Raw genomic sequence first — 26,883 nt, forward strand, 5'->3', positions numbered from 1 at the left:
GATGCCAAATTTTGATCGAATAAACAAAAATTAGAATAATATCTTTATTTTTTTATGTTTAACTTAGAAACAGACTCGAGATATTTAGTTTCATTTTGTTGTTTTAAGAAATATTCTACACGCTCTGTGAAGTCCCGGTACATTTCCAGACGGTTCAGTTTTAAACATATAAGACCGTAACTGCTTGCAAAAATTTTTTTATTTTTTAAAACCTTAGTATGAATATTGACCCAGCCTTCTATCACGGCCATCCAGTGGCCTGAGTTATACAATCTGTCCCATTTCATTTCTTTCACAATAAAATTGGAGATATTTAATGCTTTCATTTTTTCCTCTTCATATAATTTTGTCCCCAGCCCATTGGTGATATTAACAATTTGTAAAAAAGAGCAAATGTAATCTCCATCTTTCATTAATTTCTCCTGAAAATCTTCGTAAACTGCTTTTTGGGTTATCATTTCTGCTTCGAAAAATTTATATTTTTTTTCTTCCTCAGAATAAGACTTTATAGCCATTAGCATAGACTGGTATTTATTCAGGATCTTCTCCTGTTCTCTGTACAGCTTATTTAGTTTCGCATTATCGGTATTGTTTGTAAAATGCACATTACTTTCATTTGGCTTATCCGACTCGCAACTTATATCAAAATCATATCCTGGTATGTACAAATCTAAACCGCCACCTTCTTCGGTGCGAAGCAGCCATCTGCTCATCCCTTCATATCCTTTATATTCTTTAGGAATAATTATAGAAAATTTACCGTCACCGGGTATTGTGCTCTGCAGGATTTTTTTATACTCATTTCCCTGAAAGATAACAAATTCATATTCTTTCCCTGCAAATTTGGGAAAACTCATATTAATGGTCTGACAATTTCCTTCAAAAACACTTACCATCAGTATAAATAATATAAACACTCTCCTAATCATACTTTAATTACTTTTTTATAAATTAAAATATGTTATTTCAATGGCAGATTACACCATCAAAATAACATGTTTTATAATTAGTTGGCCATACAGCGAACCGGAGCTGCTGCATTTCTTTCGAGTCCATCAACTGATGTTAGCGTATTAGAAGTAAATCCAAGACGTACTCCGTAACCATTATATAATGTTGAAGACCAATATAGCCCCCAAGATCCTCTACCTGAAATTCCTGTGTTACGCCAGCCTGCAGCCGGTAAGAATAAGGTCTCCTTACCATTAGCGCCAAAATATATACCACTCCCAAAATTTGCAGAATCACTATTCCAAGTACCTACTCTTCTTATTTGAGGATTATTGGTAAGTACATATCCCCATTCAGTACTCGAAGGCACACGATACCCTGTTGGACATGGGTTGGCAAAAGTACCCAAGGGAGTTGCATTATAATTAAATCCACTACTAACAGGACCTGGAGTAGATTGATCCACGGCCTGAGAAACATACCTGTCGGTTTGAGATGCAACAGCTCCCCACTGATATTTTGCTCCATGAATTTCCCTTACCGGAGAAAAGCCGTTGACAGTCTGATCTGCTCCCAGGTTATGGCACATAAATGCTTTAAAATTTGCAGGATTCGTATTAGCCCCGATATAAGCGCCGCACGTCTTAAAATTCACCGTAATATTTTGTTTGCGCTCCGGAGTAATCGCAAAAGAAGGGATTGTAAGACTCCTCAAACTGCCTCCAACTGTTATATCTGCTGTTAAACGCCCCACATTAGAGGGATTATTATCATCGCTAGCATTTGCCTGTGCATTTACCCATACCGGAGCAGATGTAGCAGTGTTCGAAGGAAATGGTCCTGCAAAAACTACCGGTACATTTGCATTGGTTGCTCCTCTTGTTATATTCCCCGTAGATAATGCAAAGGTTCCTGTTGTACTGTGAGGCTGAATCTTGGCATTGGAAATGCTCGTAATCGTCCCCATTCCTAAATTTGTTACATCTAAAGTGGTGGTTATTAAACTTAATTTATGGCGTAAGTTCAGATTTAATGTATTTGTAATGTTCCCATCAGGGGTTAATGCCAATTTCTGATACATGAAATCAGGATTCGCATTATCATAATTTACCACAGCACTGCTGATATTAGCCTGTTCTCCGGAACTAATTGCCGGTAATGTTGAGGTTCCGTAAGAATAGGCCACTATATTATAAGCCACTCCTGAATCTAACATCATGGGAACTGATGTCTGCCCCACAATATAATCCTGATGCGCCTGATAACTCCCATCACTGGCTCTGTAGGCTATGGTTCTAAATGAAATACCCACACCAAACGGATCTCCTGCAACGGCGGCCATAGCGCCTCCACCTACAGAGGCTTGAGCCCCGTTTTTCAATATACCCGAATCAGATTCCACTAATATTTCCGCCTGAGTACTCGGATCTACCATTGCAATGTGACTATGGGTAACAGCATTTATTGGGGTTGATTTTACAGAGGCCTGTAGTGCACTGGGTTTTGAAGTATCATCATCAAAACTGCTGCCAGTTAAATTAAACTTTACGGGTGCACGGCCTGACGTAATATTCCTTACTTCCGTCTCACTTCTGCACGATGTCATTAATGAAAGAGCAGGTAAAGAAGCTAAAATAAAGAGGCTTTTAATATTTTTTTTCATTGTTTTTAATTCTTAAATGTTATACAATTTCAAAATTTTGAGAACTTAGAACGAAGAATCAAATACAGTATTATCTTCACCCACAAAGTCTGTAGAAACAGCACTTGTATTTCCCGAAACGGCTACCGGTTCTACAGCAGCTGAACTGGCCGCAAATCCTTGTTCCATTTCAATTTTCTGAACTTCCACAATAGGAGGGACATACACTTTTTTGGTAAGCACCTCGAAAGGTTCTTGGTTTTTTGTTTTTTTCATCTTGATTTTAATTTATAGTTAAATGTCTTGCATACAACAAAAAATATGTTTTATGAAATATTCGCAAATCTAGCTATGCTTCAAGCGTTCAACTAAAAAACAACATACCCATCGTATCCCCATTCGTCTAAAACAGCCTGACAATAATGCTTACAGAATATTGTCTATTCCTGTCAACAAAGCCACTATTTACTATATAGTGCTAATTAGTGTTTGTACATCCTATGTAACAGAAATAATAAATTATGAATAGGGAGTGGTTTATTAGAAATTGATCAATATTTCTTGTTATTACACCTGAAAGTTGTTGATAATTCAATGCTGTCGAAAGTAGTATTTACTATTTCAATCCGATTAAGATTAATATAAGTACTGTTTTAAATTTATCTTTATACGTACAAAAGTTCTGTATTACATCTTCGGATCTATATTTAGCTCCAAGCATCAAGAAAATTTTGGAATTCAAAAAAAAGAGAACCCCTGCATAATGAATGCGTTAGAGTTCCCTATAAACTGCCATTTAACAAAAATATGATGAAGTACATGTCAATACTCAAAATATTTGGCAGTCCTTTTTAGACAAACAAAATGATAATTATTTTTTTTGGTTAGATATTATTTCATTCTATTAAAACACACAAACAGCAGACAAAACGTAATTTTTTATCTCTGTATAGCGAGCAATTTCATTAATATTGAAATCCTGAAACAAAGCAACAACAAAATGGGCTAGAAAAAAAAGAAGTTAACCCCCATCATATACCCTGCAGCATATAACCTGTAATAATATTAAGAATTACACTTATTTAAGGATAGCAGTTTTTTAAATTTAGATTGGCAATGCTTTTATCAATAATTCTAAAAAAACTGCCATTATAAATATTTCGATTTAACTAAGAATATTCTTTAACCATACGTAAAAATCTTCATCGGACGGAATGTTAAGCTTCTTTCTTAACAAATGTTTTCTGTTTTGTACAGTTTTAGGAGATTTAAAGGTATAATCAGCTATTTCTTTTGTCTGAAAATTTAAATAAATATAGGCAAGTAAGCTAAGTTCACTTATTTGCAAATCCGGGTTACGCTCCAAAAGTTTAGGCTGAAAAGATGGATAATATTCCTGAAAACGGGTATAAAAATTAGGATGATTATTTTTTGCCAGCTCTATAATATTATCAAACTCTTCATTCACTCTTTTTATAAGAACCTTATTCTCAGCATCTTTACTAGACAAAAACTTTTCCTTTAATATTATTTTTTTCTGATATTTTCTAATAATAACTTTTGCCATTAACAGTAATAAAACACAAATCCCTATGATATAATAGATCTTTTTATTCATTGCCTTTTTTTCTGTTTTCTTTTCTTCAAGTATATTTTCTATAGAAATAGTTATTACATCTTTTCCCTGTTTATCAAGAAATTCTTTAATTTTATTATATTCTCTCGTTACAATAAGCTCCTGGTCGGAATCACCTGTCTTTTTATAAATTGAAATCATCTTCTGATAAATCATCAGCTCATTCATAGGCATCTTTTCTTTTTTAGAGTACTCCAAAGCAATTTTAAAGTCATCAATTGCTTCCTCATACTTTTTTTGCTTAGCCAATGATTCTGCCCTAATATAATAGACATGCCCCCATACAAAATAATTATTTTCATATTTTGGAGTCTTCAGTATAGAAATAGAATTATTAACATAAACCCTTACAGAGTCCGGATTATATTCAATTTCATTATAGTACGTCGCAAGATTCACATTAGCCTCAAGTCCTTTTCTTAATGCGTAAGATTTATATAAATTTTGTAAGGCTTTTTTCTTATCGTTTTTAACATAACAAATGGCATTATTCCCATAAATACGGGATAATAATAATTTATAATCCCTTTCTGATACACCGGTTGCTTTTGTTGCATAATTTATAGCTTGTTCACCATACTTTACTGCATATTCGGAAAGTCCAATCATATTGTATAACTTACTATATTCAGTATATACTTGTCCATACATATAGTTATCATCTAATTCTTTTGCTTTTTTTTCTGCTATACTTAAACATTTTAGGCCGTCCTGATACTTTCCTCTTTCTCCTAAAACGGTTGCTATATTCCTGTATCCTAATATTTCACCTTTAAGATAATCCAGTTTTAATGATTTATCAATAAGACTTTTATTCCATAATATGATCTCATCCTTAGACATATTTTTATTATATCTGGTTGGATTGAGTAACAAAGTATCTATTTGACTGGCCGTATATTGAGAGAAACAATATAATGGAAGCGTAAAAAAAATAAAAAATATTTTAACTACCATAATAGTAAATTTAATTCAAATATAACAATTATAAAAACCTATACATAAATAATTAATAACAAAATAACCCAAATCATATTTATAACACATTAACAAAACAAGTGATTATTAATTATAAACTCAGCGATACAGGTATTATTTTAAGTACATTAGAATTTCAACTTTACTTATTTAGTATAAAGCAGAAAAAAGTATTTCAAAAAAACTTATTGATATTGAAATTAAGTATGAATTATACTACAGAAAAGGGTAGCATAATTCTAAACACTGCTACCCAATATAACTACCTTAATAAAAGAAAGATAGTGATGTTTTTTATTTTCTTAATGATATTCTAATTACAAACTGGCTTTGTTTGCATTTACAATATATATTTACTTTAAAAAAGGAGTGGAAATAAGTAAAAAAACTAGGTTCCACTCTCTACAAGTAATAAATGATTGTTTTTTTGGTACAATTCTATAATTGCAAGCAGTTCTTTTGTTATTTACAAAATGGATAGACGCGAATAAATATACCAGTACCTGTCAACTATTCTGATCAGAATTTATTACATCTTTTTAAAATTTAAATACCTGCCTCGGCTTTATGATCATATTTTGGTTCTTTGTAAAGACTAAAATCTTTTCTTATTATAAATTTTTCCATTAAACTACTGCGTTCTTTATTGAACATCACAATTATTTTTTTTCAATTTCTAAAATTAAAGCGGAGAAGGTTTGCCAAATCCTATACTTTCGCTTCTCTTAAATTATGTTCCCACAAAGTAATACAAATGAAAAAGTAAACATAAAAAAAACAGATACCCATCACATACTCTAGAGGTAAAAACACTTATATACAGCTCATCTACTCCCGCATTCCAATATATTATAAAATCTTTTTTACAAAAGCTCATGCATTCTGACAGAAAAAGTGAGATATTTTCCAAAGAAATATATCTATAATCTGATTATATCAGCCTGAAATAGCTGGCTAATAAGATATACTGAGGTGATTTTAGTGAATCGCAAAGTTGAGAAGTAATATATTCTTATTGAGCCTTAGCCTACATAAATTTGTTATTTCCTTACCAACTTCTCCATTCTAACATTATAATTCTGAAAGATTGGAATATAGTTGTTTTCTACTTAGCTCAGAAATATCACCATTCAAGGTAATTCTCATACAAATAAGCACTTCTCTCAGTGCATTGATTTTAACTTTTTGAGATAAAAAATAGATTGAACGTCTTATCCATTTTTGTGCTGTTTTTAAAAAATTTTAAACATAAACTCATTAAAAACATTCCATAGGATGTTCAATTAATTTCTGAACAAGTCTGCAAATAGGCTTTTCTTACCTTTCAGTAAGCTTTCACTTCCCTTTTTATAGATCACTTTCAGATTGTGGTTTTTAGCTACTTTTGAAACTGGTATAAAATAAAAAAGGTCTACAGAATATCTGTAAACCTTTTGCGATCCGGACGGGACTCGAACCCGCGACCTCCGCCGTGACAGGGCGGCATTCTAACCAGCTGAACTACCGGATCAATTTTTTAAGGAAATTGATAAAAACCTCTGCGATCCGGACGGGACTCGAACCCGCGACCTCCGCCGTGACAGGGCGGCATTCTAACCAGCTGAACTACCGGATCAATTTTTTAAGGAAATTGATAAAAACCTCTGCGATCCGGACGGGACTCGAACCCGCGACCTCCGCCGTGACAGGGCGGCATTCTAACCAGCTGAACTACCGGATCAATTTTTTAAGGAAATTGATAAAACCTCTGCGATCCGGACGGGACTCGAACCCGCGACCTCCGCCGTGACAGGGCGGCATTCTAACCAGCTGAACTACCGGATCAATCGACAATATTTAAAAACGTATGCTCTTCGATTATTGTGGTTGCAAAAATACAACAATAATCGATACTAACAAATATTTTTCAAAAAAAACGCTCTCCCAGTCGGGAAAGCGTTCATTATCAGTTATACTTTTTTCTATAAGTGAGCAGAAAGCTTCTGCGCAATAACCTCTTTTGGGGATACACCAACCAATTTGTCCACTACTTCTCCGTTCTTGAAGATTAAAACTGTAGGAATATTTCTAATCCCAAACTCCATAGAGATTTGTTGATTGTTGTCTACATCTACTTTTCCTACAACCGCTTTTCCTTCAAAATCGGTAGCAATTTCCTCAATAATTGGACCCAACATTCTGCACGGACCACACCAAGTTGCCCAAAAGTCAACTAATACCGGTTTATCCGAATTGATAATTTCGCTAAATGTTGAATCAGTGATTTCTAATGCCATAATTCTTATTATTTCAGTTTAATTTAAGTCTACAAATTTACACAATTTATTATACCTGAATGTCTATATCAAACATTCATTTTTTCGATAGTCCCTTCCTTAATCTCTTCCAGTGCTTTAGCTAAAGCATCTATGTCGGATTTTGAAGTCATATGACTAAAGGAAAGACGAAGCGGAGTACCGTTATCCATTTGCTCGTCTGTAAGTATCGACATCATTACCATAGAAGGCTTAGCTGCTCCGGAACTGCATGCACTCCCCTGAGATACTGCAATTCCTTTCATATCCAACTGTAAGCCGATAAGCGGGTTCTTAAATGGTAAAAGTACGCTTAATAAAGTGTAAAGACTGGAGCCTCTTTCTGCACTATGTCCGTTGAATAATACTCCTGGTATCTTTTCTGTTAATTTTTCTATTGTATAAGCCTTAATATCCTCCATATGGTTAGCATATTCATCCATATGCTCTACCGCAATATCCAAAGCCTTACCTAATCCTACAATACCTGTTACGTTTTCGGTACCGGCACGAAGGCTTCTTTCCTGAGATCCGCCTACAATAATCCCTTTAAGTCCGGAAGATTTTCTTACGAAAGCAAATCCGGCTCCTTTTGGACCATGAAATTTGTGAGCACTGCATGACGCGAAGTCAACCATAATTTTAGAGAAATCTAAAGGCATATGCGCAACAGTTTGTACCGTATCTGAATGGTATAAAGCATCATATTGCTTGCAAAGTGCAGCAACTTTCTCTATATCCAACAAGTTTCCGATTTCGTTATTAGCATGCATCAGCGATACCAATGTTTTCTTCTCAGAATTCTGAAGAAGGCTTTCAAGCTTTGCAAGATCGAAATCACCTTTACTGTTTGGGCGAAGATAAACTAACTCTACACCTCTCATTTTCTTCATTTCAAGGCATGCTTCTGCAACACATTTATGCTCCATAGGAGAAGTAATAATGCGTTGTACTCCCAGGTTATCTACACTTGATCTTATGATCATATTATTAGACTCAGTACCACAGGAAGTAAAAATAATCTCAGCAGGTGTTACATTAAGGTAAGCCGCAACTTTACGTCTATTCTCCTCAATTATAGCTTTTGCTTCCTGCCCTATACTATATGTGGAAGATGGATTCCCATACTGGGTTTTCATCACATCTACCATTGCATCAATTACCTCTTCCAAAAGGGGTGTTGTCGCTGCATTATCAAGATAAACTCTATCCATTTTAGATCTCTCGTTGTTATTATGTTTTTACATTATCATTTTATACTATTGCAAGGAGAAACATAAAAACATACATTAATATTCCCCTTCGAGTGCCTTGTATTCAAATATTAAAATTAGTGAAAAAATTTGAAATACCCTTCATCTGCCCACTCCAGCATTGGCTTATCTCCGGAGGTATCTCCGAAGGCTATGGTCTTGTCGAACCTTGTTAAATCTATCGTTCTTTTGATTCGAGTGACCTTTTCGGGCCCATTACAATTTCTGGTTGCAAAATCTCCTGCAAATTTACCATTTACAAATTTAGCTTCTGTAGAAATATATCCAAAATTAAAATGCTCAGCAAATGGCTTTACCCAGATATCCAAAGATGCGGTTACCAGATAGGCCGTTGCATTCTTATCTATATTTTTAAAGAAATCCAGTGCATTTTCTCTCATAATGCTGTTTTTGTATTCTTTAAAAAAGTTCTGAGCCAGTTCCTCCAGCTTCTTTTGCTTCTCATCTTTTAATATAGAAGTAATAAAGCTTTTTTTCACCTTCTCTGTATTCGCCAGTTTCAGCTTCATCATTAGAAACAACGGAACATGTCTCATAAACTGAAAATAATAACGTCCCGGGTTATAAAACCTAAGAAACAGAAACATTGTGTCTTTAGTCGTTATCGTTCCGTCAAAATCAAAACAGTACAATTTTTTCATTTGCAAAGTGTTTTAATGATGTATTTTATTTTTTGAAATATATCTGTAATAAAAATGCTATAAGCCATAGCAGCATTGTAGCTTGTATATAGTGATCTTTATAAATAATCTTTGTCGGTGATTCTGTTTTATTATACACCAAGGTCTGCTGCAAATAGCGTAAAAAAGCAAAAACAACAAAAATTACAGTATAAAAAACCCTCGGGTGAAATTTCTGCTGTACCTCTGGTGAGAGTGTAAACATCAGATAACATACAATCGCCAATGCACAACTAATAGATAAAGCAATATCGGCAAACTGAACATTATAACCATCCAGGGCTTTTCTGGTTTTACCATTAATCTGTGCATTGATGAGCTCGCCTCTTCTTTTTCCTATTGCCAATACTAATGCCAGAATAAAAGTAAGTAGTATTGCCCACTGGGAAACCACAATCCCGGTAATATAACCACCTGCTAAAACTCTGAGTACAAAACCTGTAGCAATAATACAAATATCTACAATAGCAACATGCTTTAATTTAAAGGTATAGAGAATATTAATAACAAAGTAAGAGATAATGACTGTAGCAAATTCCTGTATTTCCAGTCCCTGATTTTGCATATACAAGGTAAAAGCTACCGCTAGTACGAGCAATAAAACAAATATACCAATAGCTGTCTTCTTTCCTATAGCACCACTGGCCAATGGTCTGTTTCGCTTTTCAGGATGCCGCTTATCCAGTTCTATATCCATATAATCATTTAGAATATAGATACAGCTGGCTGTAAGAGAGAACACTATAAAGGCGATACAGCTCTTAGAAAAAAGATCTGTATCCATTATTTTTCCGGAAAAAAATACAGGTAAGAACACAAATAAATTCTTCACCCATTGCTCAACTCGTAAAAGTTTTAAATACTTCTTCATTTATAATATACTGATGCAAAAGTAACAATTATAATAATCATAAAGAAAAACCACTGCCTGGGCAGTGGTTTTTTTATATCGAAGCTAAAAAGACTTAATTATCTACCTTGTTTAGCGTCTTGAATCATTTTATCATTTGCGGTAATTGCAAACTCTACTCTTCTGTTCTGAGCTCTTCCTGCATCAGTATCATTAGTAGCGATAGGCTCTGCTTTACCCATACCTTTTGCTACAAAACGATCTCTTGAAAGACCATTCGCAACGAAATAGCTGATCACAGAGTTAGCTCTTCTTTCAGATAATCCAAGGTTGTAAGAATCTGTACCCTTAGCATCTGTATGTCCGTAAACATTGATATTGGTATCCGGGTTGTTTTTGAAAACAGGGATTAACTTATCTAAGTTAGCTTTAGCTGTCGGCGTAAGTGTTGCAGAGTCGAAATTGAAGTTAATTGTATTTTCGTTAAGGATAACTTTAATACCTTCTCCTACTCTTTCTACTTCAGCACCTGGTAAAGCCTGGTTGATTTCTCTAGCCTGCTTATCCATTTTGTTACCGATAACACCACCGGCAACACCACCAAGAATACCACCTAATACGGCACCGATAGCACCATTACCACCACGACCGATGTTGTTTCCTAAGATACCCCCTAGTACAGCACCACCAGCAGTACCGATAGCTGCACCTTTCTGTGTGTTGTTAGCATTTTGTACAGCTTCACAGCTAGTTAGTAATAAACTTCCTGACAGGAATAAAGCTGCTACGCTTGATTTATTTAAATATTTCATTTTTTTTTAATTTTAAAGTAGATTAGTTAATTTTCTGGAAATGGTATACAACGTTTACCGGTGTGGAAGAATCTCCAACAGTTTGTACCAATTCAAATGAATCAGGTGACTGATTTTGTAACTGAAGGAAGTAACCTGCTGTTACAGTTTTTGCTTTAGTTCCGTTTGGAATTTTCTTGAAAGAGAACTGTCTGTCAGTAGTTACATTAAATTTAAACTGAGTATTTACACCTGGACAAGCTGCTTCCGAAATAGAATAAGATCCTGTATTATTGTTCGGAACCAATTTCCATTGGCTGCCAACGAAACAATTAATATCAACTCCCTCATCGAAAGGTTTAATCTTATAGTTTTTATCATAATCTACATTAGTAATCTGCCAGGTACCTTTTAAACTATAATTGTCATTACGTGCACTCTGTGCCTGATTTGCTGTTGAACAGGAAACGGCTACCATAGAGCCAAACAATCCCGTAAGTAATAGATTTTTCATAAATTGTTTATTTAATATAAAGGTAATAAAAAATTGTGCCAAAAATTTCGAAATCAAAAAAAACATCTTCGTTTGAAGATGTTTTTTTTTGATATTATTTCTTAACCTTTGTTTTGGATTTTACAGGAAGTTTTTTCCCCGAACTGTAAAAGTTATTATAAGCATATTCTGCTGCCTTATAAAGATCCATTACACCTCCGGATCTGGACATATAATTGAATGTATTATTTACCTTACGCCCTTCGATACCAGCATCTGCTGTAGACTTATTCGCTGTTTTTACAATTGCCTCAATAATTTGGGCAGGTGTAAGTGTCGGCATATAAGCTAACAATACAGCCGCAGCCCCTGCAACAACTGGCGAAGCCATAGAAGTACCCTGAAGGTATTTATATTTACCATCTGGTACTGTAGAATATATTTTCTCTCCCGGGGCGAAAATATCTACCATTTTCTGGTTATAGTTGGAGAATGAAGCTCTTAGTTTATTATTATCGTTTGTGCTTGCTCCAACAACAATTACATTATTTACAAAAGGTTTTTCATCTGCTGGGTCTTTAAAATTGGTAGGAAAAGCTACATGTTCACTAATGTCCTCCTCTTCGTTACCAGCTGCTTTTACTAAAAGTACACCTTTATCCTGTGCATACTTAAATGCTTCCCAAACTTTATCTTTGCCTGGAGAAACAGGCTTTCCAAAACTCATGTTTAGTACTTTTGCACCATTATCTACAGCATAGCGGATAGCATTTGCCACATCTTTATCACGTTCATCACCATCCGGAACAGCTCTTACCGTCATAATCTTAGCGACTCTGGAAGCTACCCCGTACTGAACTTCTTTACCGTTTGGTAAACCTGCAATAATTCCTGAAACATGCGTACCATGCTCTGCATCCGGCCCTTCGTAATGGTTATTACCATATTTTGTTTCATTAATATCATTGTAGTTATCTCCTACAATAGAACGTGGGTCATAGTCCAGATTAAACTGTTTAGCTGCTTGTGTTTTATAATGCTTTATTCCTTCATCTATTTGTTCTGCAAAAACTTTCTGAAGATCATTACCACTTTTACCAGCCAGATCACCATCTTTCGTCATATTATCCAGAATACCTACATAATTAGCTTCAAGACCATCTTTAGGCACAATAGCTTTTACATTTTCAGGTGTTAAAGCTTTGCCCCCCAATAATCCTATAATTGCCGGGATTCTGTTTTTAAGCTCTGTATAAAACACATAATATTGCTGTGCTTCACCATTTTTTGCTGTATAAATATCTTTCGACTTCATATACAGATCAAACTCCGCAAGCATTTTTGCCTGATTGGCTTTATTTGCGGCTGAATCAGCACCTTCAAAAAGAGGCTTGTATTTCTGGATTACTCTGGTCACTTCCTGAGTATCTACATCAACATCACCATTTTTACCCCCCTGGAAATTCCAACCGTGGATATCATCTACATAACCATTACCATCATCATCAATTCCGTTACCCGGTATTTCTTTGGTATTGGCCCACATATTCTTTATAAGTCCCGGATGATCTACCTCTACTCCGCTATCCAAAACACCAACAATTACAGTTTGTGGTTTTAGTCCTTTTGATTCTAGGAACTTATAAGCTTTTTCAGTATTAACTCCGTAAACTTTGGTTGTAGCAAAATCTTTATGATACCAGGTTTCCAAATCCTTATTTTGCTTATCGGAGGTTTCCTGTGAAAAACCAAAAGTAAATGCTGTCAGGAAAGCAGCACTTATAAAGAATTTTCTCATAACTTTTTATTTAAAATTTTTAAGGTATGCTGCAGATTCCGGGCCAAGATTGCACAATAAGTCCACAATTGACAAATTTGAAATATAGCCTAGCTTATCTGAAAATACCTGATAATATTCTTTTGAAGCTGGGTATGTATTCTTCTTTGCTGAAAATGAATCTCTAAAGTCAATAGCCTCAGGTTCTCTTTCATACGTGGAAGTAGAAACATTGTTTTTCTCAGTCTTCAGTATTTTTAAAATAATATTTAAAGCCCGAAGGTTAAATTCCATTAAACTTTCTGTCTTAACGGAGTAAATATCTTCTAGCTGATGCTCGTAAAATTCGAAATAAGGAGAACTCTGATAAGCCGTTTTTATTGACTTCCAGTGCAGCTTTTGCCAATCCTCCGCATAAGAAATTTCCGTTTCTTTATACAATCTGCTTCCGGTATGCTTGGTCGGAATAATCAGCGCAAGCTTACCATTGGCACCATAAATTTCTGTACGGTTCCTGTAGGTTTGTTTAGGGAAGTTTTCCCACTCTTCAAATACAACATCATTATTCTCATCCAGATATTCTGCAAACCATTGTACTGGTGGCAAGTAGAATATCGGAAGAAGTACATTATTCATCTTCTTTCTTTTTCTTAAACATTTTAGTAAAATAATCCCATCCAAAGAACAATACCAATATAAGTACGGCAATCCACCAGTAAGATGTTTTGTTCATATCGCCTGTATTAGATGCTTTGAACATACGATCCCAGCGGACTTTCTTTGGCCCTTCATCAAAGACACCCTGTACGCTTAACCATGTAAACATAGGCTTACCTACAATGTACTGCTCCGGAACGAATCCAAAGAAACGGGCATCAAGAGAAGCATCTCTGTTGTCCCCCATCATAAAGTAATAGTCCTGTTCTATAGTATACTGGCTAGATTCTTTACCATCGATAAAGATTTTACCATTTTTATTTTCCAGTTTGTGCCCTTCGTATTTATGAATAATCCATTGGTATTCAGGCAAATTATCTTTGTTTACAGCTACAACATCACCCTTTTTAGGAATTTTAAGCGGACCATACTGATCTGCATTCCATGGTTTATTAATAGGGAATATAGACTGAGCTGTATCGATTTTAGCTTTGGTTTGCTGATTGTAATAGCTAATTGCAGCTTCTCCTTTCGGATTGATGACTTCTTCCATCTTAGTTACTTCCGGAAGGCTCTTTATTTCAGCAGCAGTTTTATCTGTTAATCCCTGGAACTGATAAACATATCCTCCTGTTGGCATTTCTCCTTCCTGTAAAGGTAAATAGCCATATACTTTCCAAAGACGGTTTACATCCAATGCAGAAGAAGTATATACTAAGTAAGAATGTTGTACTTCTGCATCACCCAATATTTTTTCAGGCTGATTATTTACAAATAACCTTCCGTTTCTCATTTCAATAACATCTCCCGGAACACCTACTACCCTTTTTACATAAGGATCTTTACGGTCTATTGCAACGTGTGCAGAGTCTCCAGGATAGTTGAATACCACAATATCATTTCTTTCTACCTTTTCCCAACCCGGAAGTCTGAAATAAGGAAGCTTTACACCATCTACATAAGATTTTGTTGCTTTTTTAGGGTTAGCACTTCCACCTATAGTCCCTTGTAAGAAAGGAATTGCGACAGGTCTCATCGGAAAACGGTAACCATAGTTCAGTTTATTTACAAACAGGAAGTCTCCAACCAGAATTGTCCTTTCCATAGAGCCCGTAGGTACACCAAATGGTTGGGTGATAAATGTGTGAATAACGGTTGCAAAAACAACAGCATACACAACAGATCCCCAGAAGCCATCTTTCTTCTTTGCTTCCTCTTCTCCCTGTAGTAAAAATTCTTTATAGATTTCTGTATCTTTTGAATAGTTAACTACTGCCATATAGATAAAAGGCAGTACAACAGTAAGAACTCTTTGTACAAAAGAAACCTTACCAAACTTTTTCATTAAAAATAAATGAAAAACGGACATCATAATAGGGCCTACAATTGGTAAATATGATAATATTGCCCACCATTTAGGATGCTCGGTTTCCTTCAGTACTATTGAATAGTTGTAAAAAGGTATAAATGCAAAAACAGGATTATATCCCATTTTTTTAAACAGCTTCCATGTAGAAATCCCCATTAATACACTCAGGATTAATACATAAAAGCAATATGTAAGAACGTAATTCATCAGTTTCTGATTTGATTAATCTTTATTTGTTCAAATGATTAGTTATAATTTCAGGGTAAATGTTACAAACCCAACACGTCATTCATGGTGAAAACACCTTTTTTATCCTTGATCCATTCCGAAGCAACTACTGCACCCAAAGCAAAGCCATTTCTGTTGAAAGCTGTATGCTTAATCTCAATCTCATCCACTTCCGAACGGTAATATACACTATGTGTACCCGGAACTTCATTTTCACGAATAGCAAATATACCTAATTCTTTGCCTTTCGTTTCTTCTAGTTTCCAGGATTCAAAACCTGAATTTCCAATTACTCCTTCTGCCAGTGTAATCGCCGTACCACTTGGAGCATCTAATTTATGAATATGGTGGATCTCTTCCAACTGAACATCGTATTCAGGAAAAGGACTCATCATTTTTGCCAGCCTTTCATTAAGTGCAAAAAATAAGTTTACTCCTAAGCTAAAGTTAGATCCGTATAAAAACGCGGTATTCTTTTCAACTGCTAATTTTTCAATTTCAGGCTTTTTTTCAAGCCAGCCTGTTGTTCCGCATATTACAGGAATTCCAAGCGCCAAACAGTTTTTTATATTTTCAAAAGCTGCTTCCGGATTAGAAAATTCAATAACAACATCCGGATTATTCAGATTATCAGCTGTTGGTGTTTCCTTTAATCTGGCTACGACTTCATGGCCTCTTTTTTGGGCAATTTCATCGATAATTTTACCCATTTTACCGTAACCTACTAATGCTATTTTCATTAGATAACTTTTATTTTTTTATTGATCTGATGAAACCTTACGGGCAATTATCCTAAGATAAAATCACCTGTAAGGTTTCATTATAGTTTATTCGAATATTTTAAAATCTGTATCGTATTCCTATACCAGGCTTAGAAGGTTCAAAACCTGTAGGATCCATAATAACCACTGGTGCAAATGCCAGATCAGGGTCATTCTTAATTGGTGCTAAATGGGCATCTACCACGGCATCTATAATACTTAGCAGATAAACTCCGGCCGTGATAGCAATTGCGTAATCTCTCTGCCTCTTGGCCCTATCCTGTGTACGCCCTAGCACATCTTTAGTCACCCCTGCAATTCCCGTAAATTCGTGCTTTTGGCCATTCAGTTCTGCAATAAAAGCTTCCCGATAGCGTCTGTACTGCTTATCATTCCACATTGCAATTCCTACTCCGGTACCAATAGCTCCTAAAACAATAGGAATCTTCCAGTATTTTTTATTATAAGCCTGCCCCAATCCTGGTAATATTGCAGCATATAGTCCTGCTTTTGTCGGGCTTATTTCAATTATTTTTTTGGGAGCTGCATTTACCATATTGATGTCTTTCATAACATCATCAGGTGTTTTCTTAGCACTAAGCGTATCTGTAACCGAAGGGCTTTTTATTGTATCACTGACTTTCTCCTGAGAAAAACAAAATACAACGATAAGCGTACTAAAAAAAACAATTAATTTTTTCATTCGTCTATTTTTCATTAACCACTTTTAGTGGCTTGCATTTATGGAACGAAAGCCTCATTCCCCTATAAGCTTCAAGATTCTCTCCAGATCTTCTTCTGAAGCAAAATCTAAAATAATTTTACCTTTTTTACCTTTTCCAACAGATTTAATCTCCACATTCAAATCCAAAGCATCGGAAATACTTTTCTGTGCTTTCTTCAAATGGTTCGGTAATTCTTTTATAGCTTTAACAGTTTTTTGTTTACTGTTCTTTAATTTGTTAACAAGCTCTTCTGCCTGGCGAACATTCAGGTTTTCTTTAACAATTTTCTGATAAAGCACTTCCTGCTGTGCTTCGTCCTGAAGACTTAGCAAGGCACGGCCATGACCTGCTGAGATCTCATTACTTCTTATTGCTCCCTGAATTTCAGGACTAAGCTTTAGTAAACGTAATGAGTTGGTAATGGTACTTCTCTCTTTTCCGACACGGGAACTAAGATTTTCCTGAGTAAGGCCTATTTCATCAATTAATCTTTGGTAGGTAAGTGCTATCTCGATGGCATCTAAATCCTCACGTTGTATATTCTCTACAAGAGCCATTTCTAAAAGCTCCTGATCGTTTACCAATCTTATATAGGCCGGAATTGTTTTCAGGCCGGCAATCTTACTGGCACGGAAACGACGCTCCCCAGAGATAATTTCAAATTTATCTCCGTCCTTACGTAACGTTACTGGCTGAATTATACCTAAAGCCAGAATAGACTGAGCAAGGTCATTAAGTGCCTTTTCATCAAAATAAGTACGTGGCTGACTAGAATTGGGATATATATCATCGATAGACACCTCTACTATATTGCCCACTAACTGCTCCGCTCCGGCATCCGTTGCTGAGTTTACTGTGCCTTTGGTTTCAGCGCTAAGAATAGCACCTAAACCACGCCCCATGGCTCTTTTCTTATCTTTCAATGGTTTCTTTCTTCTTTTTGGTTTTTGACTCGTTCTTCAACAAAACTTCTTCTGCAAGCTGTATATATTGTATAGCTCCTTTACTTTCGGCATCGTACATAATAATAGACTCACCGAAACTTGGCGCTTCACTCAATCTTACATTCCGGTTGATAATACTACTGAATACCATGTCCGGGAAATGGGAATTAACTTCTTCAACAACCTGATTAGATAATCTTAAACGGCTATCATACATTGTAAGCAATAAACCTTCGATATCCAGATCCGGATTGTGGATTCTCTGAACATTTTTAATGGTATTAAGTAATTTACCTAAACCTTCCAAAGCAAAATATTCGCACTGGATAGGAATAATTACTGAATCCGCAGCAGTTAATGCGTTGATTGTAATAAGTCCAAGACTTGGAGCACAGTCGATAATAATGTAGTCATAATCATTTTTAATTTCCTTCAATGCTTCTTTCAGCATGTACTCACGTCTTTCTTTATCTACCAACTCTATTTCAGCCGCAACTAAATCAATATGCGACGGCATAATATCCAGATTAGGAGAAGTGGTTCTCTGTATACATTCGCGTACATTCTTGCTATTTTCTAAAACATTATATGTAGAATTATATACTTCTTCAACTCCTAAACCCGAAGTTGCATTAGCCTGTGGATCAGCATCTATTAGTAAAACTTTTTTCTCTAAAACACCCAATGCAGAAGCTAAATTAACAGATGTAGTTGTCTTTCCTACGCCTCCTTTTTGGTTTGCCACTCCTATTATTTTACCCATTTTCAAGATTTAAGATTCAAAAATACAATTTTTTTAATGCTAACGCCTATCACAAAAGACGTGATCTTGTTAAATATTTGTTAAACAAGGCTTTACACCTTAAAAAAATTATCCACAAAAAAAACTCTTTGTGGATAATTATAGCAATTTTATCTGGTAAAATTTATTCAAATTTCATAGACACCGGAATTCTGAAATAAGATCTTACATTCTGACCTTCTAATTTAGCAGGATTCCATTTGCCTTTTACTGATTTTATCGTACGGATAGCCTCATCATTAAAATCTTTGTTAGGACCATCTGCCTTTATATTGGTAATTGTACCATCTCTTTCTACAATAAAGGTTACCATCGTTTTAATAACTCCTTCCGTTCCTTCCATCACTGTTCCGTCGAAGTTTTCTTTAATCTTATTACGGAAAGAATCCAATCCTCCAATAAAAGCAGCCTCAACATCTACATCTTTAATGATCTCATTTGTTGGAACCTTTGGTTGTGGTGGAGCAGGTATAACTCCATCTCCTGGAGTTTTAATTGTTGGAACCGGAATATTTGGATTAGTTACAACAGATCCATCTATATCATGTGTTCCAGGAACAGCATCTATTGGTACTTTCGTTGTAATCTTCTCAATTGGTGGATTATTCACCGGTTCCGGTAGTTGATTATCAACTGTTTTCACTACTTTCTGTGGTTGCGGCTGAACTGGTTCCGGATCTTTTGGTTTTACAGGATCTATATCTACATTAACAGGATTCATGAAAACAGGTTTCCCAATATCTGTAATAACATTTTTATTATTCAAATTCATATAAAGAATAGATCCTCCGGTAATTACACCAAAGAAAAGAATCCCTGAAAAAAGGGCTTTGTTCATATACTGCCCGGCCCGATTTCTCAGGTCATAGGCACCGTAAGATTTGTTTCTGTTTTCAAAAACAATTTCATTCAAAGCGAACTCATGGTTCAGATGTTGGAATGGCTTCATAGATTTGTGGTTTTGATGATTAAATAAAAAAATTAACACATATACATCATTCAAATCAAAATTTATTCCAAAAAATTGTTAAAATCTAACAAGTATTTATCAAATAATAACTTTTTTCTCAAAACACATATTCATCAGTCATGGATTTAGAATAATATTAACCTTCCAAACACTTACACATATTATTTTTCAACAAAAAAAGTTCCGGAAAATATTTCCGGAACTTTTATATTATTCTGCTATTTCTTTTTTCTTAGAAAAGCTCTTTTCTGATAATATTCTGAGAACGTTCTGGTCCTACAGAAACTAAGTATACATTAATACCTAAGTATTTTTCAATAAACTCAATATACTTCTTAGCTGCTGCAGGAAGCTCATCATAGCTTCTTACCGTAGTAATATCTTCATCCCAACCTTCTAATTCTTCATAGATAGGCTCATAGTTATATAACTTGGTTGTAGAAGAAGTGAAGTAATCAATGATTTTACCATCTTCAGTTTTATAGTGTGTAGCGATCTTCAATTTACCAAGACCTGTCATTACGTCTAATTTAGTAATTACAAGGTTGTTGATACCGTTAATCATACAAGCATGCTTTAAAGAAACAAGGTCTAACCAACCTGTTCTTCTTGGTCTTCCGGTTACAGCACCAAATTCACCTCCAATCTTACGTATATTTTCTCCCAACTCATTATCTAGCTCTGTAGGGAAAGGCCCGTTTCCTACTCTTGTACAGTAAGCCTTTGCTACACCAATAAGGTTCTGAAGAGATGTTGGCGGAACACCAGCACCTGTACAAACCCCACCTGTAGAAGGAGAAGATGATGTAACGTATGGATAAGTTCCGAAGTCGATATCAAGCATTAAAGCCTGAGCTCCTTCGAAAAGGATATTTTTACCTTCTTTAATCGCTTCGTTTATTTCAAGCTCAGTATCTACAATTCTATCTTTTAGTTTTTCTCCTAATGCTAAAAATTCATTGTAAATCTCTTCAACGTCCATTTCCGGCTTATCGAAATATTTGGAAAACAAAGCATTTTTAAGCTTTAGATTTTTTTCAATCTTTTCTCTTAGTATTTCAGGATTTAGTAAGTCTACCATACGGATACCTACTCTGGAAATTTTGTCTTCGTAACATGGACCGATACCTTTTTTGGTTGTTCCGATCTGTGTACCTCCCTGCTCTTCTTCTCTATAAGTATCCAAGAGAATATGATAAGGCATAATCACATGCGCTCTGCGGCTAATAAACACATGATCTGTTTTCATTCCTTTATCTTCAATCTGTTGAATTTCTTTCAGGAAAGATTTAGGATTTACTACTACCCCATTAGCAAGGAAACATTTTCCACGGCATTGTAAAACACCTGATGGTAAAAGTTGCAGGACAAATTTGTTATCTCCTACATATACAGTATGTCCTGCATTATCTCCACCTTGAAAACGTACTACGTAATCTGATTTAGCGGAAAGAACATCCGTAATTTTACCTTTACCTTCATCTCCATACTGAAGGCCTACTACAACGTAAGTTGACATATTTTACTATAAATTTAGATTCATGCAAAGTTAGCTCTAATTCATTTTTAAGACAAATTAAAATCAGATTTTTAAGAAGAAATCTTTACAAACCCCGAAGGAAAAGCTATTGGAAGTAATTAAATATCAGATTCTCTAAAAAACATAACCTTATTATAGAATAAAAATAGTTGTTCTGTAATTCCTATATTTTATATAGCTTTGTTATAACAATTTAAAGAGACATGAAAAGAGCCATTCTATTTTTTGGAATAATTTTATCCGGTTTAACCTTCGCTCAGCAAACCCCTAAAGTATTAAAGACCTTATTTACAAAAGAAGCATTGGCACAAAAAATCACTGCTGAAAACGGAGACGTCATGTCTATTAAAGATGTGTTTAGTAAACATAAAGGAAAAGTTATTGTACTCGATCTTTGGGCTGGATGGTGCAGAGATTGTATTCTGGCATTGCCAAAGGCAGAGGAACTGGAAAAAAATAATCCTGAGGTTCATTTTGTGTTCTTTTCATTGGATCGCAACAGAGAAGGATTTGACAAAAGCCTTGAAAAATTCAACATGAAAGGAAAAGAAAACTATTGGTTTTCTGAAGGATGGAAAAACAATTTTAATAATTATATTGATCTTAACTGGATTCCGCGCTATCTGGTTATCGATCAGAAAACTAAAATTGCTAAATATTATGCTATCACTCCGGACGATCCGGAAATACAAACAACCATCAATAAACTCCTTAAAAAATAATCTTAAAAATAAGGTAATTCACTCAGCACATCTTAGTTAAATGATGTGCTTTTGTAATTTATAAAAAAATGTTTAAGTTAAAAATCGTATCTTTGCAAAATATTTAAGAAATTAATGAATTTATTTACTGAAACCAATTTAAGTCCTGAAATTCTGAAGGCTATTGGTGAACTAGGCTACGAGAGCCCTACTGAAATCCAGAAACAAACAATACCCTTTATATCATCGGACATCAGAGACCTTATCGCTCTGGCGCAGACGGGTACCGGAAAAACTGCAGCTTTTTCCCTTCCAATTTTGGATATGGTAGATGACACAAGCCGCAAAATCCAATTTTTGGTATTGTGTCCAACGCGCGAATTATGTCTTCAGATTACAAAAGACATAAAAAACTACTCTAAATACCTTCCTAACATTAAGACTGTTGCCGTATATGGTGGTAGCAGCATTAATGACCAAATCAGATCTCTTCGTGAGAAGCCACAAATTATTGTTGGTACACCGGGACGTGTTATCGATTTGATCAATCGTAAATCTTTGGATTTTTCCAATATTCACTGGTTGGTATTAGACGAAGCAGATGAAATGCTTTCAATGGGCTTCAAAGATGATTTGGAAACAATCATCAGCGAAACTCCGGAAACCAAGCAGACTTTCCTTTTCTCAGCTACAATGAGCAAGGAAGTAGAACGTATTTCTAAGAATTATTTGACTAAACCGCACAGAATTTCTGTAGGTTCTATTAACGAGGTTAAGAAGAACATTAAGCACGAATATTATGTAGTAGGATATCGTCAGAAAAAAGAAGCTTTGAAAAGGCTTATTGACAATAACCCGAACCAATATTCTATTATCTTCTGCCGTACCCGTATGGAAACTCAGGAAGTTGCTGATTTCCTAATGCAAAATGGTTATGCAGCAGATGCACTTCACGGAGATCTTTCTCAGGCACAGCGTGATACTGTAATGAAGAAGTTCCGTTTAAAGAATATCGACATCCTGGTTGCTACTGACGTTGCTGCAAGAGGACTAGATGTAGATTCTTTAACTCACGTTATCCATTTCTCTTTACCGGACGATCCTGAAGTATTCGTACACAGAAGTGGTAGAACTGGTAGAGCTGGAAAAGATGGTATTTCCATTGCTTTAATCAAACCTGAAGAAAGCCGCAAGCTGAAACAGATTAAGAGCCAAAGTAAAATTGAAATTACTGAGAAAATCATTCCTACAGGACAAGAAATTATCAAAGCTCAGGTAGAAGGTGTTTTTGAAAAACTATTTTCTGAACACGAAAATTATTTTGAATTTGATGCTTCTTTAATTCCAGATCTTTCTAACTTCACTAAAGAAGAACTTGTTGGTCAGCTATTACAGTTCCAACTTCGTGACATGGCATTATACTACGAAAACCGTAATGATATTGCCGAGCAGAAGTTTAACGGTAGAGATGATTCCGAGAGAGGAAGCAGACGTGAACGTAGCCGTGACAGAGACAGGGATAGAGGAGACAGAAACAGTAGAGACCGTGGAGATCGTAAATCGAGAAAGAAAAGCGAAAACATGGTACGTTTCTTCTTTAACCTAGGAAAGAGAGATGAACTGAAAAAAGTAGACGTACTGGATATCATCAACCAGTCTACTAAAAAATCAGGTAAAAAAGCTGATATCGGAGATATTGAAATCTTAGAGAAATTCACTTTCTTCGAAGTAGAAAAAAGCTTCAAAAATGAAGTAATGGGTAACATTAACAACAAAAAATTCAAAGGCAGAGAGATGCGTTTGGAGGTTGCTAACTAATCTAACTTGCTTTATTCTAAATATTTAAAACACTGCCAAACGGCAGTGTTTTTTATGTTAACAAAAATTAATATTTACCCCTGAAAACACAAATTCGTTTTCCCGATATTTGCACAAACTTTTAAAGATTATATCATAATGGGAATTGGTAATATTTTCCACGCATTTCAACCAAAGGATAAGATTTTCTTTGTCCTTTTTGAGAAAGTAACAGACAATCTTGTCGAGATGTCAAATGAGTTTAACAACGGTTTAAAGGATTTTGATCTGAACGATGATTCAATGCTTAAAAAAATGAGCGACTACGAACACAAAAATGATGATCTTACTCACGAGATTTTTGTGGAACTAGGAAAAAACTTCATCACACCTTTTGACCGTGAAGATATCCATGAGTTGGCTACAGGTCTTGATGATATTGCCGATTACATTTATGCTTCTGCAAAGTATATTTACCTATACAAATCTCCACAACAAAAATCATACACGGATTTCTCTTTATTAATTCATAAAGCTTGTATCGAGATCCAGAATGCTATGAAGAACCTGAAAGGTTTCAAAAACATGGAGCAGGTAAAAGAAGCTTGTATTAAAGTAAACTCTATTGAAAATATTGCGGATGATTTATTATCCAACTCAATGGTAGAATTGTTTGAAACGAATGACGCTATAAACGTTATTAAAGTTTCATCTGTATTAAACTATCTTGAAATCGTTACAGATAAGGCTGAAGATGTAGCCAACACTATTGAAAACATCATGATTAAATACGCCTAAACTAATATATAACACACAGAATGGATTTTCCTATTTTACTAATAGTTATTATTGCTTTAGCACTAATCTTTGATTATATCAATGGTTTCCATGATGCAGCCAATTCTATTGCCACAATTGTATCCACAAAAGTATTGACGCCATTTCAGGCTGTACTGTGGGCAGCATTATGGAATTTCGCCGCTTTCTTCCTTGCAGCTTATGTAATAGGGGAATTTAAAATCGGAAATACCATTGCTAAAACGGTTAACGAAAATTTCATTACTCTCGAAGTAATTTTCTCGGGACTTATTGCTGCTATAGCATGGAACCTGCTTACATGGTGGTTTGGAATTCCTTCCTCTTCATCACATACTCTTATCGGAGGTTTCTTGGGCGCTGCTCTTATGCACGCTTTTGTTACAGATTATAATCAGATCGCTGCAGCACAACCTGGGCTTGGCTTTTTTGATACGTTCTCTTTAGCATTCAAGCAATTGACAACTCAGGGGGTTGTTAAATTCAACGTAGTAATCCCTATCTTCTTATTTATTTTCCTGGCACCTTTTATCGGGATGGTTATTTCAATTATTATTACATTGATTATTGTACATCTTTATAAAAGAAGTAATCCTCATAAGGCGGATCAGGCGTTTAAGAAATTACAGTTAGCTTCTTCGGCTCTGTTTAGTTTGACGCATGGTTTGAATGATGCTCAAAAAGTAATGGGTATTATCGGAGCCGCAGTAATCTTTTACCATGTAAACATTTTACAGGACGGATATGCTGCAATGCCTTCAGCTGATAGATTCAACTATTTTGCACAGCATTACCTTTGGGTACCATTAGTGTCTTTCCTTGCTATTGCATTGGGAACAATGAGTGGCGGTTGGAAGATTATTAAGACCATGGGAACCAAAATTACAAAAGTAACTCCACTAGAAGGTGTAAGTGCTGAAACTGCAGGAGCACTAACATTATTCATTACTGAATATTTAGCTATTCCGGTTTCTACAACACACACGATCACTGGTTCTATCATTGGTGTAGGACTTACAAAGCGTGTTTCCGCAGTACGCTGGGGAATTACAGTAAGCCTGCTTTGGGCATGGATACTTACGATTCCAATCAGTGCTATTGTAGCAGCTCTTGCGTATCTTATTGTAATATTATTCTAGAGCAAAACAATAAAGAAATAAAACTACCCTTTCCGGGTAGTTTTTTTATGTCTATAAAAAGTCTGAAATGAAAGTAAAAATATTATTTTTGTAGTATGAAGTTTTTTGATCAATATCAGGACCTTGTTTCCGAGGGAATAGAGAAATACAAATTTACGCAGAAGCCGTCTGAGCTATACGATCCTATTAACTACATTATCTCACACGGGGGGAAGAGATTGCGCCCGATGATGGTAATGATGGCATGTGATCTTTTCGGCGGTGATATGGAGACTGCAATAAAGCCGGCACTAGCAATTGAATTCTTCCATAATTTCACGCTAATTCATGATGATATTATGGACGAAGCTCCGCTACGTCGTAATAAACCTACAATCCATACATTGCATGGTATTAATACCGGAATTCTTTCAGGTGATGCATTAATGATTAAAGCTTATCAGTTCTTCGAAGATCTGGAGCCGGAGTTATTCAAAAAATGTGTGAAGATATTCTCTGAAACCGGAGCTGTACTATGCGAAGGTCAGCAGTTAGACATTAACTTCGAGAATATGCCGAATGTTACCTATCGTGACTATATGCTAATGATCACCAATAAAACAGGGGTACTGAGTGCTGCATCTCTGAAGATCGGAGCTCTTATTGGTGGAGCGAGCGATGAACAAGCTGAATACCTTTACAATTTCGGATTACATATTGGTATTGCATTCCAGATTATGGATGATTATTTGGATGTATTCGGAAAGCAGGAGCAGTTTGGTAAAAAACATGCCGGAGATATTTTCGAAAACAAAAAAACTATACTGTACCTTATTGCTCTGAAATTTGCTAACGAGGAAGAACGCAGAGAACTAAACTTCTGGTATTCTAAGAAAACTGATAATATTGACAAGGTTTACGGTGTAGAAAAAATATTCCGCAGAACTAAAGTTGACGAAAAAGTACAGCGTCTAATCCAAAGGCATAACGAAAAAGGTCAGCATTATTTAAATAAAATTAATCTTCCAAACGATAAGAAGCAACCATTCATAGAACTTGCAAACTATCTGTTAAAAAGAGATTCATAAT

General features: G+C 35.3%; 24 protein-coding genes and 4 tRNA genes. 5 read left to right on the top strand and 23 right to left on the bottom strand.

Translation table 11 applies throughout. The features are described from left to right. Window positions 1-44: 44 nt before the first annotated feature. The 23 genes from C8J95_RS11235 to C8J95_RS11345 all read right to left on the bottom strand — a co-directional run bounded on the left by C8J95_RS11235 (window position 45) and on the right by C8J95_RS11345 (window position 21,341). Window positions 45-929, bottom strand: coding sequence for an alkyl hydroperoxide reductase (locus tag C8J95_RS11235; protein ID WP_146165454.1), 885 nt, complete (start codon window positions 927-929; stop codon window positions 45-47). 77 nt (window positions 930-1,006) lie between these two features. Next, window positions 1,007-2,614, bottom strand: a complete 1,608-nt coding sequence (locus C8J95_RS11240; protein ID WP_107808426.1) for a fimbrillin family protein — start codon at window positions 2,612-2,614, stop codon at window positions 1,007-1,009. A 45-nt stretch (window positions 2,615-2,659) separates the two neighbouring features. Further along, a complete protein-coding gene (locus C8J95_RS11245; RefSeq protein WP_107808427.1) occupies window positions 2,660-2,869 on the bottom strand; it encodes a hypothetical protein in 210 nt (69 codons plus the stop codon). 889 nt (window positions 2,870-3,758) lie between these two features. Continuing rightward, the gene (locus C8J95_RS11250; protein WP_158267937.1) at window positions 3,759-5,072 is read right to left on the bottom strand and encodes a LuxR C-terminal-related transcriptional regulator; all 1,314 of its coding nucleotides are present in this window, start codon (window positions 5,070-5,072) and stop codon (window positions 3,759-3,761) included. Between the two features lie 1,571 nt (window positions 5,073-6,643). Beyond that, window positions 6,644-6,717 (bottom strand) — tRNA-Asp (locus C8J95_RS11255). Window positions 6,718-6,748: 31 nt separating this feature from the next. Then, a tRNA-Asp gene (locus C8J95_RS11260) sits at window positions 6,749-6,822 on the bottom strand. A 31-nt stretch (window positions 6,823-6,853) separates the two neighbouring features. After that, a tRNA-Asp gene (locus C8J95_RS11265) sits at window positions 6,854-6,927 on the bottom strand. A 30-nt stretch (window positions 6,928-6,957) separates the two neighbouring features. After that, window positions 6,958-7,031, bottom strand: a tRNA-Asp gene (locus tag C8J95_RS11270). A 137-nt stretch (window positions 7,032-7,168) separates the two neighbouring features. Next, window positions 7,169-7,483 (bottom strand): thioredoxin, encoded by a 315-nt coding sequence (gene trxA / locus C8J95_RS11275; protein ID WP_009085023.1) that lies wholly within the window; start codon window positions 7,481-7,483, stop codon window positions 7,169-7,171. 68 nt (window positions 7,484-7,551) lie between these two features. Further along, window positions 7,552-8,715: a cysteine desulfurase family protein gene (locus C8J95_RS11280; protein WP_107808429.1), complete on the bottom strand. Its 1,164-nt coding sequence runs from the start codon at window positions 8,713-8,715 to the stop codon at window positions 7,552-7,554. 116 nt (window positions 8,716-8,831) lie between these two features. After that, entirely contained in the window at window positions 8,832-9,416 is a 585-nt protein-coding gene (locus C8J95_RS11285; RefSeq protein WP_107808430.1) for an HAD family hydrolase, read from the bottom strand. 25 nt (window positions 9,417-9,441) lie between these two features. Beyond that, entirely contained in the window at window positions 9,442-10,326 is an 885-nt protein-coding gene (locus C8J95_RS11290) for a decaprenyl-phosphate phosphoribosyltransferase (protein ID WP_107808431.1), read from the bottom strand. 98 nt (window positions 10,327-10,424) lie between these two features. Next, window positions 10,425-11,117, bottom strand: coding sequence for an OmpA family protein (locus tag C8J95_RS11295; protein ID WP_107808432.1), 693 nt, complete (start codon window positions 11,115-11,117; stop codon window positions 10,425-10,427). A gap of 22 nt (window positions 11,118-11,139) precedes the next feature. Further along, window positions 11,140-11,610, bottom strand: a complete 471-nt coding sequence (locus C8J95_RS11300) for a lipocalin family protein (protein WP_034869249.1) — start codon at window positions 11,608-11,610, stop codon at window positions 11,140-11,142. Between the two features lie 94 nt (window positions 11,611-11,704). Continuing rightward, on the bottom strand, window positions 11,705-13,387 hold the full coding sequence (locus tag C8J95_RS11305) for a S8 family serine peptidase (protein ID WP_107808433.1): 1,683 nt from the start codon (window positions 13,385-13,387) through the stop codon (window positions 11,705-11,707). 6 nt (window positions 13,388-13,393) lie between these two features. Continuing rightward, a complete protein-coding gene (locus C8J95_RS11310; RefSeq protein ID WP_107808434.1) occupies window positions 13,394-14,002 on the bottom strand; it encodes a WbqC family protein in 609 nt (202 codons plus the stop codon). Continuing rightward, window positions 13,995-15,599 (bottom strand): signal peptidase I, encoded by a 1,605-nt coding sequence (gene lepB, locus C8J95_RS11315; protein ID WP_107808435.1) that lies wholly within the window; start codon window positions 15,597-15,599, stop codon window positions 13,995-13,997. The genes C8J95_RS11310 and lepB overlap by 8 nt, the downstream gene beginning before the upstream one ends. Before the next feature lie 62 nt (window positions 15,600-15,661). Further along, on the bottom strand, window positions 15,662-16,360 hold the full coding sequence (gene dapB, locus C8J95_RS11320; RefSeq protein ID WP_107808436.1) for a 4-hydroxy-tetrahydrodipicolinate reductase: 699 nt from the start codon (window positions 16,358-16,360) through the stop codon (window positions 15,662-15,664). A gap of 100 nt (window positions 16,361-16,460) precedes the next feature. Continuing rightward, a complete protein-coding gene (locus C8J95_RS11325; protein ID WP_059324516.1) occupies window positions 16,461-17,084 on the bottom strand; it encodes a DUF5683 domain-containing protein in 624 nt (207 codons plus the stop codon). 54 nt (window positions 17,085-17,138) lie between these two features. Beyond that, the gene (locus C8J95_RS11330) at window positions 17,139-18,029 is read right to left on the bottom strand and encodes a ParB/RepB/Spo0J family partition protein (RefSeq protein ID WP_107808437.1); all 891 of its coding nucleotides are present in this window, start codon (window positions 18,027-18,029) and stop codon (window positions 17,139-17,141) included. Continuing rightward, window positions 18,019-18,813, bottom strand: coding sequence for a ParA family protein (locus C8J95_RS11335; RefSeq protein ID WP_009085046.1), 795 nt, complete (start codon window positions 18,811-18,813; stop codon window positions 18,019-18,021). Before C8J95_RS11335 ends, C8J95_RS11330 begins: the two co-directional genes overlap by 11 nt. Before the next feature lie 163 nt (window positions 18,814-18,976). Continuing rightward, window positions 18,977-19,801, bottom strand: coding sequence for an energy transducer TonB (locus C8J95_RS11340; protein WP_107808438.1), 825 nt, complete (start codon window positions 19,799-19,801; stop codon window positions 18,977-18,979). 253 nt (window positions 19,802-20,054) lie between these two features. Continuing rightward, window positions 20,055-21,341 carry an adenylosuccinate synthase gene (locus tag C8J95_RS11345; protein WP_107808439.1) on the bottom strand — a complete coding sequence of 429 codons (1,287 nt, stop codon included), beginning with the start codon at window positions 21,339-21,341 and terminating at the stop codon, window positions 20,055-20,057. A gap of 224 nt (window positions 21,342-21,565) precedes the next feature. On the opposite strand from C8J95_RS11345, the gene C8J95_RS11350 reads away from it, so the two are divergent. The 5 genes from C8J95_RS11350 (at window position 21,566) to C8J95_RS11370 (ending at window position 26,882) form a co-directional block, all read left to right on the top strand. Next, window positions 21,566-22,084 (top strand): thioredoxin family protein, encoded by a 519-nt coding sequence (locus C8J95_RS11350; RefSeq protein ID WP_059155432.1) that lies wholly within the window; start codon window positions 21,566-21,568, stop codon window positions 22,082-22,084. Window positions 22,085-22,198: 114 nt separating this feature from the next. After that, window positions 22,199-23,881, top strand: coding sequence for a DEAD/DEAH box helicase (locus C8J95_RS11355; RefSeq protein WP_059155431.1), 1,683 nt, complete (start codon window positions 22,199-22,201; stop codon window positions 23,879-23,881). Window positions 23,882-24,019: 138 nt separating this feature from the next. After that, window positions 24,020-24,658 carry a DUF47 domain-containing protein gene (locus tag C8J95_RS11360; protein ID WP_009085057.1) on the top strand — a complete coding sequence of 213 codons (639 nt, stop codon included), beginning with the start codon at window positions 24,020-24,022 and terminating at the stop codon, window positions 24,656-24,658. 20 nt (window positions 24,659-24,678) lie between these two features. Continuing rightward, window positions 24,679-25,815 carry an inorganic phosphate transporter gene (locus C8J95_RS11365; RefSeq protein ID WP_107808440.1) on the top strand — a complete coding sequence of 379 codons (1,137 nt, stop codon included), beginning with the start codon at window positions 24,679-24,681 and terminating at the stop codon, window positions 25,813-25,815. A 95-nt stretch (window positions 25,816-25,910) separates the two neighbouring features. Further along, entirely contained in the window at window positions 25,911-26,882 is a 972-nt protein-coding gene (locus tag C8J95_RS11370; RefSeq protein WP_107808441.1) for a polyprenyl synthetase family protein, read from the top strand. Window position 26,883 lies beyond the last annotated feature (1 nt).

The organism is Elizabethkingia sp. YR214, assembly GCF_003058195.1.
Lineage (GTDB): Bacteria > Bacteroidota > Bacteroidia > Flavobacteriales > Weeksellaceae > Elizabethkingia.